15 protein-coding genes and 1 pseudogene are annotated in these 15,663 nt (G+C 67.2%); 5 read left to right on the forward strand and 11 right to left on the reverse strand.

The window, feature by feature from the left end:
* The first annotated feature begins 96 nt into the window (after positions 1-96).
* On the forward strand, positions 97-681 hold the full coding sequence (locus AC3IPM_RS02880; RefSeq protein WP_489302435.1) for an alpha-ketoglutarate-dependent dioxygenase AlkB family protein: 585 nt from the start codon (positions 97-99) through the stop codon (positions 679-681).
* Positions 682-762: 81 nt separating this feature from the next.
* Here the strand turns inward: AC3IPM_RS02880 and AC3IPM_RS02885 are convergent, their stop codons facing one another.
* The 4 genes from AC3IPM_RS02885 to AC3IPM_RS02900 are packed head-to-tail and all read right to left on the reverse strand — an operon-like array spanning position 763 to position 4,306.
* The gene (locus AC3IPM_RS02885; protein ID WP_489302436.1) at positions 763-1,395 is read right to left on the reverse strand and encodes an ABC-type transport auxiliary lipoprotein family protein; all 633 of its coding nucleotides are present in this window, start codon (positions 1,393-1,395) and stop codon (positions 763-765) included.
* A complete protein-coding gene (locus AC3IPM_RS02890; protein ID WP_489302437.1) occupies positions 1,392-2,318 on the reverse strand; it encodes an MlaD family protein in 927 nt (308 codons plus the stop codon). The genes AC3IPM_RS02885 and AC3IPM_RS02890 overlap by 4 nt, the downstream gene beginning before the upstream one ends.
* Before the next feature lie 29 nt (positions 2,319-2,347).
* Positions 2,348-3,190 carry an ABC transporter ATP-binding protein gene (locus AC3IPM_RS02895; RefSeq protein ID WP_489302438.1) on the reverse strand — a complete coding sequence of 281 codons (843 nt, stop codon included), beginning with the start codon at positions 3,188-3,190 and terminating at the stop codon, positions 2,348-2,350.
* Between the two features lie 3 nt (positions 3,191-3,193).
* The gene (locus tag AC3IPM_RS02900) at positions 3,194-4,306 is read right to left on the reverse strand and encodes an ABC transporter permease (RefSeq protein ID WP_489302439.1); all 1,113 of its coding nucleotides are present in this window, start codon (positions 4,304-4,306) and stop codon (positions 3,194-3,196) included.
* A 103-nt stretch (positions 4,307-4,409) separates the two neighbouring features.
* Here AC3IPM_RS02900 and AC3IPM_RS02905 point away from each other — a divergent pair, with 103 nt between their 5' ends.
* Positions 4,410-5,669: a threonine/serine exporter family protein gene (locus tag AC3IPM_RS02905; RefSeq protein WP_489302440.1), complete on the forward strand. Its 1,260-nt coding sequence runs from the start codon at positions 4,410-4,412 to the stop codon at positions 5,667-5,669.
* Positions 5,670-5,747: 78 nt separating this feature from the next.
* On the opposite strand, the pseudogene AC3IPM_RS02910 reads toward AC3IPM_RS02905, so the two are convergent.
* From AC3IPM_RS02910 to AC3IPM_RS02920, 3 genes and pseudogenes are all read right to left on the reverse strand, one after another.
* A pseudogene (locus tag AC3IPM_RS02910) lies at positions 5,748-6,116 on the reverse strand (H-NS histone family protein); the annotation flags it as partial.
* Positions 6,117-6,268: 152 nt separating this feature from the next.
* A complete protein-coding gene (locus tag AC3IPM_RS02915; protein WP_489302441.1) occupies positions 6,269-7,975 on the reverse strand; it encodes a proline--tRNA ligase in 1,707 nt (568 codons plus the stop codon).
* A gap of 134 nt (positions 7,976-8,109) precedes the next feature.
* Positions 8,110-8,490: a DUF4124 domain-containing protein gene (locus AC3IPM_RS02920; RefSeq protein WP_489302442.1), complete on the reverse strand. Its 381-nt coding sequence runs from the start codon at positions 8,488-8,490 to the stop codon at positions 8,110-8,112.
* Positions 8,491-8,659: 169 nt separating this feature from the next.
* Between AC3IPM_RS02920 and pssA the strand changes: the two genes are divergently transcribed.
* From pssA to rimI, 3 genes are read left to right on the forward strand one after another with little or no spacing between them, the layout of a single operon-like run.
* On the forward strand, positions 8,660-9,439 hold the full coding sequence (pssA, locus tag AC3IPM_RS02925; protein ID WP_489302443.1) for a CDP-diacylglycerol--serine O-phosphatidyltransferase: 780 nt from the start codon (positions 8,660-8,662) through the stop codon (positions 9,437-9,439).
* Positions 9,436-9,903, forward strand: a complete 468-nt coding sequence (locus AC3IPM_RS02930; protein WP_489302444.1) for a hypothetical protein — start codon at positions 9,436-9,438, stop codon at positions 9,901-9,903. Before pssA ends, AC3IPM_RS02930 begins: the two co-directional genes overlap by 4 nt.
* Complete coding sequence (rimI, locus tag AC3IPM_RS02935; RefSeq protein WP_489302445.1) at positions 9,900-10,397, forward strand: ribosomal protein S18-alanine N-acetyltransferase; 498 nt, start codon at positions 9,900-9,902, stop codon at positions 10,395-10,397. The genes AC3IPM_RS02930 and rimI overlap by 4 nt, the downstream gene beginning before the upstream one ends.
* Positions 10,398-10,498: 101 nt before the next feature.
* On the opposite strand, the gene AC3IPM_RS02940 is transcribed toward rimI, so the two are convergent.
* From AC3IPM_RS02940 to AC3IPM_RS02955, 4 genes are all read right to left on the reverse strand, one after another.
* Positions 10,499-13,324, reverse strand: a complete 2,826-nt coding sequence (locus AC3IPM_RS02940) for a valine--tRNA ligase (RefSeq protein ID WP_489302446.1) — start codon at positions 13,322-13,324, stop codon at positions 10,499-10,501.
* A gap of 42 nt (positions 13,325-13,366) precedes the next feature.
* Positions 13,367-13,555 carry a YqaE/Pmp3 family membrane protein gene (locus AC3IPM_RS02945; RefSeq protein ID WP_489302447.1) on the reverse strand — a complete coding sequence of 63 codons (189 nt, stop codon included), beginning with the start codon at positions 13,553-13,555 and terminating at the stop codon, positions 13,367-13,369.
* Between the two features lie 48 nt (positions 13,556-13,603).
* On the reverse strand, positions 13,604-14,029 hold the full coding sequence (locus AC3IPM_RS02950; protein ID WP_489302448.1) for a DNA polymerase III subunit chi: 426 nt from the start codon (positions 14,027-14,029) through the stop codon (positions 13,604-13,606).
* Between the two features lie 87 nt (positions 14,030-14,116).
* Positions 14,117-15,595, reverse strand: a complete 1,479-nt coding sequence (locus tag AC3IPM_RS02955) for a leucyl aminopeptidase (RefSeq protein ID WP_489302449.1) — start codon at positions 15,593-15,595, stop codon at positions 14,117-14,119.
* Positions 15,596-15,663: the final 68 nt, after the last annotated feature.

A 15,663-nucleotide genomic window follows, 5' to 3' on the forward strand; every position in this document is an offset into this window, starting at 1 on the left:
AACGGGGCATTCAGGTTTCGCAGCGGTGCGGGTACCCGGCATTGTCTTGCAATCCACAGGGTGCGGGCAAACCAGCGTGCGTGCTAGCGTTCACCCATGGACCTGCACCTGCGCGACGCCGACGTACGCTGGCACCGCCACTGGCTGGCGGGCCCGGCTGCCGACACCCTGCAGCGCCAGCTGCGCGAGGAAGTACCGTGGGAGGTGCATCGCATCCGCATGTTCGGGCGGCAGGTCGATTCGCCGCGGCTGAGCTGCTGGATGGGTGATCCGGCGGCGCGCTACCGTTACTCGGGCACCGACTTCGTCCCCGCGCCGTGGCACCCGGCCCTGCTGCCGCTGCGCACGCAGCTGGCGGCGTTCTGTGGCCAGGATTTCAACAGCGTGCTGCTCAACCGCTACCGCGATGGCGATGACGGCATGGGCTGGCACAGCGACAACGAACCCGAACTGGGTCCGGCGCCGTTGATCGCCTCGGTGAGCCTGGGCGCGGCGCGCCGTTTCGCGCTGCGTCGCCGCGACGATCACGCGCGCAAGGCTGAAGTCACCCTCGGCCATGGCGATCTGCTGCTGATGGCCGGGCAGACCCAGCGCCACTACCAGCACGCCCTGCCCAAGAGTGCCCGGCCGCTGGCCGAGCGCATCAATCTCACCTTTCGCTGGATCGCGTCCCCCGACTGACGCGCGCCGAGGTAGGAACGCCTCGTCGCGCACCGGGCGCCGGCCGCGTCGCGATGGAACCGGTTTTTGTAGGGCAGGGCGCTATCGCTTGTCGGCCTGGCCGGTGGTCAGGGTCCAGCCGATCAGCTCGGTGCTCAGTGCCTGCAGGCGCTGCTCGATCGCGTCGGTGACGGCGGCTACCGCCGTGCTGCCCACGGCCTGTTCCTGGCGGAAGGTGCGGCTGGCGACGACGCGCTGGTCGACCACGTGGATCAGTTTGGCGTTGACCTCGATCACCGCCGTCGGTGTGGCCTGGCCACGATAGTCGGCTTCGAAGCGACGCACGTCCACGGCCAGCTTGTAGTCGGCGCGGATGCCGGTGGTGGCACGGCCGACGCCGCCGATCCGGCCGGAGTCCTCGAAGCCGCGCACCAGGGCATCCTCGATCATGTCGGTGGCCGGCTGCGCCCAGCTCACGCCCTTGTAGACCTCCAGCTCGGACGGGCTCGGGCGCACGTTGATGCGCGGGCTGTCGACCACGCGTGCGGCGCTGGGCTTGGCCAGCACCAGCTGCCAGTCCACCTTGGGCCAGCTGGGGTCGGTCTGCACCCGCACCACCGGCGAATAGATGGTCACCGCGCTGCGTTCGCTGCTGCCCAGCAGGGAGCAGCCGCCGAGCAGGAGCATCAGCGCGGCGGGCACCAAGGGGCGAAGAAGGGTCGTCGATCGGCTCATTTGGGTTCGAACTCCTTGGGCGCATCGTGGCCCAGCAGGTAACGGGCCGGATTGTTGTCCAGGCGGTCGCTGACCCGGCGCAGGTCGCGGATCAGGCCGCGCAGCTCGGTCAGGGTCGGGCCGAGCTGGCCCAGCCCATCGTTGGCGAAGCTGTTGATGGCCGCGCGGTTCTCACCGAGGATCGAATCGGCGTTGCCCGCGGCCGAATCCAGCTTGGTCAGGGTGGTTTCCAGCTTGTCCAGGATCGCCGGCAGCTGCTGCACCAGGTTCTCGTCCAGGCGCTTGACGGTGCCGTTGGTGGTCTTCAGCGTGACATCCAGGCTGCGCGCGGCGTCGCGCGCGCTGAGCAGCAGCGCCTGGGTGCCCTGGTCGCGGTCGGCCAGCCCACCGCTGATGGTTTCCAGGTTGGCCAGGGTGGCGTTGATGCTGGCCACGTTGCGGTCGCTGAGCACCTGGTCCATGCGCTCGACGATGCGGTTGGCCACGTCGGTGATGTTCTGCAGCGCCGAAGGCATGGTCGGGATGATCGGCGCGGGATCCTTGTTGACCGTCGTCAGCGCCTGCGCCTGCGGCGTACCGCCACTGAGCTGGATGATCGACGGGCCGGTCAGGCTGGTGATCGCCAGCTTGGCGCGGGTGTCGGTCTTGACCGGGGTGTTGGAGTTCAGACGGATCCGTGCGACCACCTGGCGCGGGTCATCGGGCACCAGGTTGAGTTCGGTGATCGAGCCGACCGCGATGCCGTTGTACTGCACCGGGCTGCCCACGGTCAGGCCGGTGACGGCCTCGCGGAACACCACGCGGTACTCGGTCCAGGTACGGTCGGAGGAATATTTGGCCGCCCACAGCCCGAAGGCCAGCAGGGCCAGCCCCACTATCAGGGTGAAGGCGCCGATCAGGACGTAATTGGCTTTGGTTTCCATGGCTTATATACCCAGGTAACAGCGGTGGTTCATGGTGTTTCATCCTCGCTGGCGCGCGGTGATGCGGGGGTGCGCGCCTGGCCTTCAGTGGGGCGCGCGTCGCGTGCCGCGCGGGCCCGTGGCCCGTGGAAGTACTCCTGGATCCACGGGTGGTCGATCTGTTCGATCTCGTGCAGCGGTGCATTGGCGATGACCTTGCGGTCGGCCAGCACCGCCACCCGGTCACAGATGGCATACAGGGTGTCCAGATCATGTGTGATCAGGAAGACGGTCAGCCCCAGCGCTTCCTGCAGGGTCTTGATCAGGCGGTCGAAGGCGGCCGCGCCGATCGGGTCCAGCCCGGCAGTGGGCTCGTCGAGAAACAGCAGCGGCGGGTCCAGCGCCAGCGCGCGCGCCAGGCCGGCGCGCTTGCGCATGCCGCCGGACAGCTGCGAAGGCAGCTTGTTGATCGCATCGGCCGGCAGGCCCGCGAGCTTCACCTTGAGCAGCGCCAGTTCGTAGTGCCAGCGCTCGGGCAGCTCGCGATGGTGTTCCTTGAGCGGTACTTGCACGTTCTCGCCCACGGTCAGCGAGGAAAACAGCGCGCCATCCTGGAACAGCACCCCGGTGTTGCGTTCGATGTGCAGGCGATTGGCGGGATCGCTGGAACGGGCATCCACGCCCAGCACCTCGATCTGGCCGGCATCGGGCTCGCGCAGGCCCAGGATGCTGCGCATCAGGACCGATTTGCCGGTACCCGAGCCGCCCACCACGCCGAGAATCTCGCCACGGCGCACGTCCAGGTCCACGCCGTCATGCACGGTCTGCGCACCGAAGTGGTTGACCAGACCGCGTACGCGGATCACCAGGTTGGCATCGTCGTCGGTGCGCATCGCTTACCAGCCCATCTTCATGAACCACAGCGCGGCGAACGCGTCGAGGATGATCACCAGTGAAATCGCCTGCACCACGCTGGAGGTGGTGCGTTCGCCGACCGACTGCGCGGTGCCTTCGACCTTCAGGCCTTCCAGGCAGCCGATCAGGCCGATCACCAGCGCGAACACCGGCGCCTTGGACAACCCCACCAGCATGTTGCGCACTTCCATGGTCTCGTGCATCCGCGCGATGTACATCTGCGGCGGGATGCCCAGGTCGAAGGCGCCCACGGTGATGCCACCGGCCAGGCCGGCGACCATCGCGATGAAGGTCAGCAGCGGCAGCGTGACCAGCAGGGCGATCAGGCGCGGCAGCACCAGCAGGTCGACCGGGTCCAACCCCAGCGTCCGCATCGCATCGATTTCCTCGCGGGCCTTCATCGCACCGATCTGCGCGGTGAACGCGCTGGCGGTGCGGCCGGCCAGCACGATGGCGGTCAGCAGCACCGCGAACTCGCGCAGGAACGCGATGCTGACCAGTTCCACCACGTAGATCTCTGCGCCGAAGTCGCGCAGGATCGTCGAGCCCAGGAAGGCGATCACCGCGCCGACCAGGTAGGACAGAAGCGCCACCAGCGGCACCGCATCCAGGCCCACCTGTTCCATCTGGGCTACCGTGGCGGTGAGGCGGAAGCGGCGTGGCTCCTTGAACAGGCGCACGCCCTTGACCAGGTTCTCGCCCAGGAAGCTGGCCAGCGCCACGATGTTGTGGCCCATGCCATGCACGCTGACGCCCAACCGTTCCAGCGCGGCCAGCACGCCGAAGTCACGCTTGGGCCGGGGCCGGTCATCGGCCACTTCTTCGATGGTGCAGACCAGCGCACGGTGTTCTTCGCGAAAATGCAGTGCGTCCTCGCCCAGGTCGGCGCGATGGGCAACGCGCAGCACCTGCAGCACGCCGGCGGAATCGAGCTGGGTGATGCCGCTGGCATCGATCGCGGTCAGTGCTTCGGGCATGCCACGCAGCACCTCGGCCGCGTCCAGCGCGGTGTGCAAGGTCCAGTGGCCGGACAACCGGACCAGGCCGGGGTCCTGTGGATCCTGTTCGAGGTGGGGGGCTTGATTTGGCGTCATGGGGCGTCCTGCGCGCAGCATACCTTGTCCGTGTGGACGCCAAGTATGGGCTGCGGCAAGATCGTTGTTCAGCCCGGGCAGCCTTCGGGTAATACTACGAAGCATGTCCCTCGACACCGCCACCATCGTTCCCCCCCAGGCCACCTACGCACAGCGGGTGGCTTTCGTTTCGGAAATCGCCGGGCGCCTGCACAGTTATGGCACCACCGCGCAGCGACTGGAGGCGGCAGTGGTCGCGCTGGCGCAGCGGCTGGACCTGGATTGCGAGCCCTGGTCGAACCCGACCGGGTTGATCCTGAGTTTCAGCGACCCGACCAAGGCGATCGGTTCATCGGATATCACCCGCGTGATCCGGTTGGCGCCGGGTGAAAACGATCTGCATAAACTCAGCATCGCCGACCAGATCACCGATGCGGTGGCCAACGGCACCATGAGCATCGCCCAGGGCCATACGGCACTGCGGCAACTGGACAAGGATCCGGGTCGTCGCGGCAAGATCCGCATGATCCTGTCCTACAGCCTGGGCGCGGCCGGCGTGGCCGGGTTGTGGAAACTGCCGTGGCTGGACATCGCCACCGCCGGCGTGATCGGCCTGTTGATCGGTGTCATGACGCTGTATACCGACCGCCGCCCGGCCTCGCGCGAGGCCAGCGAGGCGCTCGCCGCACTGCTGGCCGGTACGGTGGCGGCGCTGGTGGCCTCGTTCATCGGCCCGCTCAATCTCAACACGGTGATCATCGCCTCGCTGGTGGTGATGCTGCCCGGGATGTCGCTGACCAATGCGGTCAATGAACTGGCCAGTCAGCATTGGGTATCGGGCACGGCACGGTTTGCCGGTGCGGTCACCACCATCCTGAAACTCACCGTGGGCGCGGTGATCGCGGTGACGCTGTCGGGCATCATCGGTTTGGATCCGCTGGTGCGCGCGTCGCGCCCGCAGGCCGACTGGGTGGAATGGAGCGCGCTGCTGCTGGCCGCGTTCGCGTTCGCGATGCTGTTCAAGGCCAATCGCCGCGATTATCCGTGGGTGATGGCCGCGGCCGTGGCCGGCTATGCCATTTCCAAATTCGCCGGGCAGGCCTGGGGCCTGCCGGCCGGTATTTTCATGTCGGCCATGGTGATGACCGCCGCCGGCAATCTGTTCGGGCGGTGGGTGCAGCGCCCGGGGGCGATCATCCGCCTGCCCGGCATCATCATGCTGGTACCGGGCAGTACCAGCCTGCGTGGCGTGCTTACCCTGGTCCAGCAGCAGGACATGAGTGCCGGGCAGACCGTGCTGATGACCGTGCTCAACGTGGTGATGGCGTTGGTTGCCGGCCTGTTGTTCGGCAACCTGCTGATTCCGGCACGCAAGAATCTCTGATCGGTTGACCCGGTCACGACCATGAAAAACGCCGGCATTGCGCCGGCGTTTTATTTTCATTCGAAACTGTTTTGATTACTTCTTGATCAGGAAGTCTTCGACCTTCTTGCCCTTGGCCGTGTGTGCGGCCAACCAGCGCGGCTGCTTGCCACGGCCGGTCCAGGTTTCCTTCGGGTTGGCCGGGTTGCGGTACTTCGGCGCGACCTTGCCCAGCTTGCGCACGGCCTTCTTGGCCGGAGCCTTGGTGGCCTTGGCGCGACCGCGGGCCGGTGCGACGTCAGCGAACAGTTCTTCAATGGTGTAGCCCGAGGCCTTGGCCAGCTTGGTCAGCTGGGAACGCACGCGGGTAATGGCCGGCCGCTTGGCAACGAAGGTCTGCTGCTTCTTGGCGCTCTTGATCAGGGCGCCCAGCTCTTTGGCGGACAGGCCACTCAGGTCAATACTCATCTACTGCTCCGGAATCTAATTAAGGACGGGGTGAGCCGGTCCTTGGCGTCGCCGACAGCATACCTATCGATCGGGGTACTGCACAGCGGTCAACGGAAAATGTAATCGGTCCCGGGAAATGAAAAGCCGGGATATTCCACCCGGCCTTGTCATCACCCCGTCAGACGGGCCAGCAGCGTGTCGCGGTCCAGGCTCTCGGCCTCGCTGGCGCGGCGTGCGCGGTACTCGTAAGTACCGGCGGCCAGGCCGCGTTCGGACACCACCACGCGGTGCGGCACGCCAATCAGTTCCATGTCGGCAAACATCGAACCCGGGCGCAGGCCACGGTCGTCCAGTGCCGCGTCCAGGCCGGCAGCCTGCAGCTGGGCCAGCAGTTCGGCGGCAGCGGCAGCGACGCTTTCATCCTGCTTGGGATTGATCACGCAGACCACCACCTGCCACGGCGCCATCGCCTCGGGCCAGATAATGCCGGCGTCATCGTGATTCTGTTCGATCGCCGCCGCGACAATCCGCGAGATGCCGATGCCATAGCAGCCCATCGCCAACACCGCGGCCTTGCCATTCTCATCGAGCACGGTGGCATTCATCGCGTGGGCATACTGGCGGCCGAGCTGGAATACGTGGCCCACTTCGATGCCGCGTGCGATTTTCAGCGTGCCACCGTCGGCGGCACGATCACCTTCCTTCGCATTGCGGATATCGGCCACGTCGATACCGGGCGAACCCGGTTCGGCAAGGTCGCGGCCCCAGTTGACGCCGGCAATATGAAAACCGACCTCATTGGCGCCAACGACGAAGTCCGCCATCGCCGCTACCTCGCGGTCAACCACGAGGCGGATCGGCTGGGCCGGGTTGAGCGGGCCCAGGAAACCCGGTTCGCTGCCCAGATGCGTGGCGATTTCCGCTTCGCCGGCCATGCGGTAGCCCTGCAGGCCCTCGACCTTGCCCAGCTTGATTTCATTGACGTCGTGGTCACCGCGCACCAGTGCCAGCACGAAGCCGGTTTCGCTCATGATCGCCACCGACTTGACCGTGCGCTCCAGGCCCAGGCCCAGCAATGCGGCCACGGCTTCGCAGGTCTTCTGGGTCGGGGTTTCAAGCTTGCGCAGGTCTTCGCTGGCGGCCGGGCGCGGCGCCGGTTCGGCCGCGACGGCCGCTTCCATGTTGGCCGCGTAGTCCGAGCCGGTGGAGAACACCAGCGCGTCTTCGCCGGAATCGGCGATCACGTGGAATTCCTGCGACGCATCACCGCCGATCGCGCCGGAGTCGGCCTGCACCATGCGGAAATCCAGGCCCAGGCGGGTGAAGATACGGCTGTAGGCCGCCTTCATGTTCTCGTACTCGCGCACCAGGCAGTCATCGTGCAGGTGGAAGGAATAGGCATCCTTCATCAGGAATTCGCGCGCGCGCATCACCCCGAAGCGCGGGCGGATCTCGTCGCGGAACTTGGTCTGGATCTGGAAGAAATTGACCGGCAGCTGCTTGTAGCTGGACAGTTCCTGGCGCGCGAAATCGGCCGCGGCCTCTTCGGCGGTGGGGCTGTAGCAGAACACCTGCTCCTTGCGGTCCTTGATCTTCAGCAACTGCGGGCCGAACTTTTCCCAGCGCCCGGTGGCTTCCCACAGTTCCTTGGGCTGGATGGTCGGAATCTGGAATTCAACCGCGCCGGCACGCTCCATTTCCTCGCGCACGATGCGCTCGACCTTGCGCATCACGCGCAGGCCCAGCGGCGACCAGGTGTACAGCCCCGAGGCCAGCTTGCGGATCATGCCCGCGCGCAGCATCAAGCGGTGGCTGGTGAGCTCCGCGTCACTGGGGGTTTCCTTGGTGGTGTGCAGGTGGAACTGGGAGAGGCGCATCGTCGGCTTCGCTGAACGGCAGAAGCCGATATTCTGCCAGTCCGGCCGCCGCCCTGCCCATCACAGCAGGGCAGGAGACCCCGATCGCGTCACAAACCTGACACGGGCAAGGCCCGTGGGCCCGCCCAGGCCGCTCAGGCGGCCGGCTTGCAGTAGGCCTTGATTGCCGCTTCGGCCAGGTTCTTCTGGGCGCCACGCTGCTCATCGTTCAGCGCGGTGTCGGCCTTGCCGTCGCCGTTGGTGTCCTGCATCACCGTCCCCGTGCCGTTGAGCAGGTCCAGGTTGCTGCGCGCGGTGGTGCAGTCGCTGGATTCGGCCGGGGCCGCCGGAGCGGCGGGGGTACGCGCCACCGGGTCGCGGTTCTGCACCTGGCGCGATTCGAATTTCTGTCCGGCCGGGGGCTTTTCCGAATACTGGGTCACGCCGTTGGCGTCCTTCCACTTATAAACGGTACCGGCGGTGGCCGAGGCGCTGGCGAGCAGCAGCAGGCAGCACAGCGAGGGCAGGGCACGCATGGCAACTCCGGGCAAGCGGGACAAGGGCGCGATTGCAGCATCCCGGCTGCCTGCTGGCAAGCCGGAGGCGACCGGCGGGACGCTGGGCCGGGGCAGCGGTCGCCCGGCCCGCGGCCGCCACCGTCGCTGCACTGCCCCAAAGGGCGTCACACCCACTAAACTGGCCGGTATGGATCAGATGAAACCCCCGCCGCGCTCGCGCAGCATTTACCTGCTGCCCAACCTGTTCACCACCGCAGGCCTGTTTGCCGGCTTCTACGCGATCATCGCGGCGGCCAACGGCGACTTTGTCAACGCCGCCATCGCCGTGTTCGTGGCCGCGGTCATGGACGGTCTGGACGGCCGGGTGGCCCGCCTGACCGGCACCAGCAGCGAATTCGGTGTGCAATACGACTCGCTGGCGGACCTGGTCAGCTTCGGCATGGCCCCGGCCCTGGTGATGTACCACTGGTCGCTGTCCTGGCTGAAATTCGATGACCCGGTGATGGGCCGGGTCGGCTGGGCGGTTGCCTTCCTGTATGCGGCCTGCGCGGCCCTGCGCCTGGCCCGCTTCAATACCCAGGTCACCGTGGTCGACAAGCGCTGGTTCATCGGCCTGGCCAGTCCGGCCGCGGCGGGCCTGATGATGTCCTTCGTGTGGGCCTTCGCCGATGGCAACCTGGGCTGGGACGGCAATCAGCTGCGCTACGTGGCGCTGGGCGTGACCCTGATCGCGGCGCTGCTGATGGTCAGCCGGATCCGCTTCTGGAGCTTCAAGGGCGGCGGTGAGAAGGGCCCGCGCGCCGATCGCGTGCCGTTCCTGGTGCTGGCGCTGGTGCCGATCGGCATCGCGATCATGGTCATCGACCTGCCGCGCGTGCTGCTGGCGGTGGGCGTGGTGTACGCCCTGTCCGGCCCGATGGCCTGGCTGTGGCAGCGCACCCGCAAGCCGGTCGAGCCCAACGCATGAGTGGCGCGGCCGTCCCGCCGTTGTGGTCCCCGGCGCAGCAGTCCTGGCTGCAGGCGATGGGCTACACCGTGTTCGTGGATGGCCAGGTGGAAGAGGCCAGCGCGGTTCCTGAGATTGAACTGCGTGTTGCCCCGGTCGTAACGGACGCGGCGCCAGCGCAGGCACCCGCACCGCGGCGGGCGCCGCCGGTGGATGCCGCGCCGCCGACGCGCAGTGCCCCGGTCAGTGCCACGCCGGATACCCAGCCGACCCGCGAACGCGCGGCCGGTGGCCGACGGGCAGCGGTACGCATGCCCGACCGCCTGCAGATCGCGCTGCTGCGGGCCTCCGGCTGCAACCCGGCCGCGCCGGAAACGCAGGCGTTGATGGCCGGTTGGAAGCTGGACGAACTGCGCGGCAACGCGGCCGCCAAGCGCGCGCTGTGGCCGCAGCTGCGGGCACTGCGCAAGCAGGGCCGGCCGTGAGCGCGGTCAGCTCGCCGCGGCCCCTGTCGCTGCGCGCGCTGCGCGAGAGTGACCTGGATGCGGTGATGGTGATCGAGCTGCGCGGCTATCCCTTTCCGTGGACGCGCGGCATCTTCGTGGACTGCCTGCGCGCCGGTTACCCGGCGCTGGCGCTGGAAGACGACGGCATGCTGATCGGCTACGGCGTGTTGAGCCTGGCCGCGGATGAGGCGCATGTGCTCAATGTCTGCGTGGACCCGACGAACCAGTCGCGCGGCCTGGGCCGTTATCTGTTCCGCGCGCTGGTCGAACTGGCCCGTGAGCACAAGGCGCAGCGCGTGTTCCTCGAAGTACGCCCGTCCAACACCCCGGCCGTGGCGCTGTACCACAGCGAAGGGTTCAACGAGATCGGCCGCCGCCCGCGCTATTACCCCGCACGCGAGGGCCGCGAGGATGCGCTGGTGATGGCGATGGAACTGGTCGACGACGACATCCAGACGATGCCACCGCTGTAGGCGGTACGCGTTGGAACGAAGAGCAGCCATGCATGGCATGGCGCTACCGATTTGCAGCGGGCCGCATACAACAACGCCGCCTTGCGGCGGCGTTGTCGGTCTTACAGTTTGGCGCGCTGCTCGCGCAGGCCGGCCAGCTGCGCGGTCCAGTCGACCAGGCGCACGCGCTCCTGTTCGATCACCGCCGGCGGTACCTTGTCGGTGAACTTGGAGAGCTTGGTTTCACTCTTGTCCTTCTCCGACTCGACACGGGCGATTTCCTTGTCCAGGCGGGCACGTTCGGCACCCAGGTCGACCAGGCCTTCCAGCGGCACCAGCAGCTTCAGCTCGCCCACGATCGCGGCGGCCGAAGGCGGGGTTTCGCTGTCGGCGGCCAGCCAGTCGATGCGTTCCAGCTTGAGCAGGAACGACAGCGAGGCGGCGAAGCGCGCGATGCGGTTGCGGTCCTCGTCGCTGCCGTTCTGCAGCAGCAGGGTGACCTGCTTGGCCGGCGGTACGTTCAGTTCGCTGCGCACGCGGCGCAGCGCGCTGACCATCGCCTTGAGCCATTCCACATCGGCTTCGGCGCGCGCGTAATCGCCCGCGAACTCCTCGGCAGTCGGGTAAGGGCGCAGCGACAGCGTGTCACCCTCAATGCCCAAGCGCGGTGCGACCTGCCGCCACAGCTGCTCGGTGACGAACGGGGTCAGCGGGTGCAGCAGGCGCAGCAGCGCTTCGAGCACGTACAGCAGGGTGTGGCGGGTGCTGGTGGCGTCGTCGGCGTTGTCGCCATTGAGCGCCGGCTTGGTCAGCTCCAGGAACCAGTCGCAGAACTCGTTCCACGCGAACTCGTACAGGCACTGCGCCAGCAGGTCGAAGCGGTAGTTGGCGTAATGCGTCTGTGCCTCGGCCGAGACCGCCGCCAGGCGCGCCAGGATCCAGCGCTCGGCATCGGTGCGTGGCTGCGGAATGCCGGTGAAGCGGCTGCCCTCGGTGTTCATCAGGGTGAAGCGGCTGGCATTCCACAGCTTGTTGCAGAAGTTCTTGTAGCCCTCGGCGCGGCTCATGTCGAACTTGATGTCGCGGCCGTGGGTGGCCAGCGCGGCGATGGTGAAGCGCAGCGCGTCGGCACCGTGGGCGATGATGCCCTCGGGGAATTCGCGGCGGGTGGCCTTCTCGATCTTCGGCGCGTCCTTGGGCTTCATCAGCCCGGTGGTGCGCTTGGCGATCAGGTCGTCGATGGAGATGCCGTCGATGATGTCCAGCGGGTCGAGCACGTTGCCCTTGGACTTGGACATCTTCTGGCCCTGCGCATCGCGGATCAGGCCGGTGATGTAGACATCCTTGAACGGAATCTTCCCGGTGAAGCTGTCGGTGGCCATGATCATGCGGGCCACCCAGAAGAAGATGATGTCGAAACCGGTGATCAGCACCGACGACGGCAGGTAGCGCTCGAAGCCGCGCTCGGCCATGGCCTGCTCATTCGGCCAGCCCAGGGTGGAGAACGGCCACAGCTGCGAGGAGAACCAGGTTTCCAGCACGTCGCTGTCCTGGTGCAGGGCGACGTCATCTCCCAGCCCGTTCTTGGCGCGCGCTTCGGCCTCGTCGCGGCCGACATAGCAGGTGCCGGCGTCGTCGAACCACGCCGGGATGCGGTGGCCCCACCACAGCTGGCGGCTGATGCACCAGTCCTGGATGTTCTCCATCCAGTGGCGGTAGGTGTTGATCCAGTTGGCCGGAACGAACTGGATCGAACCGTTCTCGACCAGTTCCAGGCCGCGCTTGGCCAGCACGTCCATCTTCACGAACCACTGGTCGGTCAGGTACGGCTCGATCACCTGCTGGGTCCGGTCGCCACGCGGCACCTGCAGCTTGTGCGCGCGGGTTTCCACCAGGATGCCCAGGTCTTCCAGCTCGGCCAGGATCACCTTGCGGGCTTCGTAGCGGTCCAGCCCGCGGTATTTCTCCGGGGCGTTGTCGTTGATCGCCGCCACCGGGGTGAACAGATTGATCATGGGCAGGTTGTGGCGCACGCCCACCTGGTAATCGTTGAAGTCATGCGCCGGGGTGACCTTGACCACGCCAGTGCCGAACGCGCGGTCCACGTAGTCATCGGCGATCACCGGCACGCTGCGCCCGGTCAGCGGCAGGGTCACGCTGCGCCCGATCAGGTGCGCGTAGCGTTCGTCTTCCGGGTGCACCATCACCGCGGTGTCGCCCAGCAGGGTCTCCGGGCGGGTGGTGGCCACCACCAGGTAATGGCGGGTTTCGCGCAGGGTCTCCACGCCGTCCGCATCGCGCTCGACGTGTTCGTAGCTGGCACCGTCTTCCAGCGCATAGGCGATCGACCACAGGAAGCCGTCTTCCTCCACACTCTCCACTTCCAGGTCGGAAATGGCGGTTTTCAGCACCGGGTCCCAGTTGACCAGGCGCTGGCCGCGGTAGATCAGGCCCTGTTCGTGCCAGCGCACGAACGCCTCGATCACCGCTTCGGACGGCTGCGGGTCCATGGTGAAAGTGCTGCGCGACCAGTCGCTGGACGTGCCCAGGCGGCGCATCTGGCGCTCGATGGTGTCACCGGACTGCGCCTTCCAGTCCCACACCTTTTCAATGAAGCCATCGCGGCCCAGCGAATCACGGGTCTCGCCATTGCCGGCCAGCGCCAGGTTGCGCGACACCACCATTTCCGTGGCGATGCCGGCGTGGTCGGTACCCACCTGCCACAGCGTGTCGTAACCGCGCATGCGGTGGTAGCGCACCAGCGCATCCATCAGGGTCTGCTGGAAGGCATGGCCCATGTGCAGCGTGCCGGTGACGTTCGGCGGCGGCAGCAGGATGGTGTACGGCTCGCCCTTGCCGGACGGCTTGAAGTGGCCGGCCTTTTCCCAGGAGTCGTACAGCTCCGTTTCAAAGGTTTTAGGGTCGTAGCTGGAGGCGAGTTGGGTCATGCGGAAACCGGAAGCGAAGACGAAGGTGGGGATACCGGGAGATCAGCGGCCGAGAGCGCGGCGGATCTTCACGTCGGTATGGAACTGGGAGACCGCGTAGGCGGCCCAGATTGCGGCAGGCAGCCAGCCGATCAGGGTGATCTGCAGGATCAGGCAGAGGATGCCCGCAAACGGGCGGCCGATGGTGAAGAACGACAACCAGGGAAAGATCAGGGCGATCAGCAGGCGCATCAAGGGTCTCCAGCGTCGGCGGTGGCACCCGCGCGGGGTGCCGGGGGCTTACATGTCGTACTTGTTGAGGTCAAAGCCCAGCGCCTTGTACTGGCGCCAGCGCTCGCGCAGCGGTTCGCGCGCCTCCGGGTCGGCCGGGACCACTTCCAGCACGCGGTCGCAGCTGGCCAGGTAGGGGTCGTCACGCAGGTTGATCACCAGCGGGCGGGCCGGGGCCTCGGTACCGGGGACGGCGATCAGCACCAGCGCCTCTTCCTCGTCCATGTCTTCGCCGGCGATCTGATGCGGAATGTAGGCATCTTCGTCGAACGACCACAGCAGCTCGTCCAGCTCCTCCGCCTGGGCCTGGTCACGCGCCAGCACCAGGGTGAACAACCCGGCGTCGTTGGCCTTGCGCGCCAGTTCGCACACCAGCCGCAGGGGCTGGGTCAGGAAGCGGGGCTTGGCGATCAGGTAGAAATCAGCACGGGACATGGGCGGGCCTGGAGCGGAAGGGAAGGCCCGGCACAGGCCGGGCAGGATCGCGGCCACCGGTAAAGGCGGCCGCGATCGGGCAGCGGATCAGGCGCGGGCGGCCTGGTCCAGCAGCCACTGGCTGAGCAGGCCGACCGGGCGACCGGTGGCCATGCCGCGCTTGCCTTCGTCGCTGGCCACGCCGGCGATGTCCAGGTGGGCCCAGCGCTGGCCTTCGGCGAAGCGCGACAGGAAGCAGCCGGCGGTGATCGCACCGGCCCAGCGGCCGCCGATGTTGTAGACGTCGGCGAAGGTCGAATCCAGCATCGGCTGGTATTCGTCCCACAACGGCAGGCGCCAGGCGCGGTCGAACACGTGCTCGCCGGCGGCCAGCAGCTCATTGGCCAGGTCGTCGTGCTTGGTCATCAGGCCGGCGGTCTGGTGGCCCAGGGCCACCACGCAGGCACCGGTCAGGGTGGCCACGTCGATCAGGGCCTGCCCCTCGAAGCGCTGCGCGTAGGTCAGCGCGTCGCACAGGATCAGGCGGCCTTCGGCGTCGGTGTTGCCCACTTCGATGGTCTTGCCGGACATCGAGGTGATCACATCGGACGGGCGGTAGGCGTTGCCGTCGATGGCGTTTTCGACCGCCGGCACCACCACCACCAGGTTCAGCGGCAGCTTGGCGGTGACCGCCGCGACGAAGGTGCCGATGACGTTGGCGCCACCGCACATGTCGTACTTCATCTCTTCGATGCCGCCCTGGGTCTTCAGGTTGACGCCACCGGTATCGAAGGTGATGCCCTTGCCGACCAGCACGTACGGCTTGGCGTCACCGCCGTTGTTCCACTTCAGCACCACCAGGCGCGGGCGGTTGGCCGAACCACGGGCCACGGCCAGCAGCGAGCCCATCCCGAGCGCTTCCATCTGCGTCTCGTCGAGGATCTCCGCGTCGGCACCGGCATGGGCCTGGGCGAAGGCCACCGAGGACTCGGCCAGGTAGGCCGGGGTGCACACGTTCGGCGGCAGGTTGCCCAGCTCGCGGGCGTACTGCACGCCGGCGGCGATGGCCTGGCCCTGGGCCAGTGCCTGGGCGTCATCGCCGGCAATGGCCAGCGTGGTCAGGCCGGGTTCTTCGGCCTTCTTCTTGCCCAGCGTGGCGCTGTAGCGGTAGGCGGCGTGGTCGGCGGTGATGATCGCCTGGCGGATGTTCCAGGCCGCATCGCGGCCCTTGACCGTCAGTTCGGTCAGGGTGAACAGCGCATGGTGGTTGATCCCGCTCTTCAGTGCGCGGCTGGCATCGCCGACCGCCTTGAGGTACTGCGGCACGCCGAACTTGGCCGGCTCGCCAAGCCCGACCACCAGCACGCGCGGGGCGGTAACGCCCGGCAGATCGTGCAGCAGGGTGGTGTTGCCGGTCTTGCCGCCAACATCGCCGCGGGCGAGCAGGGCCGCCAGGCGACCGCCCGAGGCGGCATCCAGGGCCTGCGCCGAGGCGCTCAGGGTCTGGTCGGCATAGGCGCCGACGATGACGCAATCGCACTCGGCCGAGGCCGGCGCTGCGTGGTTCAGGGTGAATTCCAGGGCCATTGATCAGATTCCGTTGGCAAATCCGTACAATCGCGAGCTGTTTACGTCCCGTCAGTAGACTGGGCAGC

This window comes from Stenotrophomonas sp. GL_111, from assembly GCF_057835245.1.

Bases quoted from the DNA above. Each gene is read 5' to 3' on its own strand.
- AC3IPM_RS02880 (WP_489302435.1), top strand. From the start codon at position 97: ATGGACCTGCACCTGCGCGACGCCGACGTACGCTGGCACCGCCACTGG.
- AC3IPM_RS02885 (WP_489302436.1), bottom strand. From the start codon at position 1,395: ATGAGCCGATCGACGACCCTTCTTCGCCCCTTGGTGCCCGCCGCGCTG.
- AC3IPM_RS02890 (WP_489302437.1), bottom strand. From the start codon at position 2,318: ATGGAAACCAAAGCCAATTACGTCCTGATCGGCGCCTTCACCCTGATA.
- AC3IPM_RS02895 (WP_489302438.1), bottom strand. From the start codon at position 3,190: ATGCGCACCGACGACGATGCCAACCTGGTGATCCGCGTACGCGGTCTG.
- AC3IPM_RS02900 (WP_489302439.1), bottom strand. From the start codon at position 4,306: ATGACGCCAAATCAAGCCCCCCACCTCGAACAGGATCCACAGGACCCC.
- AC3IPM_RS02905 (WP_489302440.1), top strand. From the start codon at position 4,410: ATGTCCCTCGACACCGCCACCATCGTTCCCCCCCAGGCCACCTACGCA.
- AC3IPM_RS02915 (WP_489302441.1), bottom strand. From the start codon at position 7,975: ATGCGCCTCTCCCAGTTCCACCTGCACACCACCAAGGAAACCCCCAGT.
- AC3IPM_RS02920 (WP_489302442.1), bottom strand. From the start codon at position 8,490: ATGCGTGCCCTGCCCTCGCTGTGCTGCCTGCTGCTGCTCGCCAGCGCC.
- pssA (WP_489302443.1), top strand. From the start codon at position 8,660: ATGGATCAGATGAAACCCCCGCCGCGCTCGCGCAGCATTTACCTGCTG.
- AC3IPM_RS02930 (WP_489302444.1), top strand. From the start codon at position 9,436: ATGAGTGGCGCGGCCGTCCCGCCGTTGTGGTCCCCGGCGCAGCAGTCC.
- AC3IPM_RS02940 (WP_489302446.1), bottom strand. From the start codon at position 13,324: ATGACCCAACTCGCCTCCAGCTACGACCCTAAAACCTTTGAAACGGAG.
- AC3IPM_RS02945 (WP_489302447.1), bottom strand. From the start codon at position 13,555: ATGCGCCTGCTGATCGCCCTGATCTTTCCCTGGTTGTCGTTCTTCACC.
- AC3IPM_RS02950 (WP_489302448.1), bottom strand. From the start codon at position 14,029: ATGTCCCGTGCTGATTTCTACCTGATCGCCAAGCCCCGCTTCCTGACC.
- AC3IPM_RS02955 (WP_489302449.1), bottom strand. From the start codon at position 15,595: ATGGCCCTGGAATTCACCCTGAACCACGCAGCGCCGGCCTCGGCCGAG.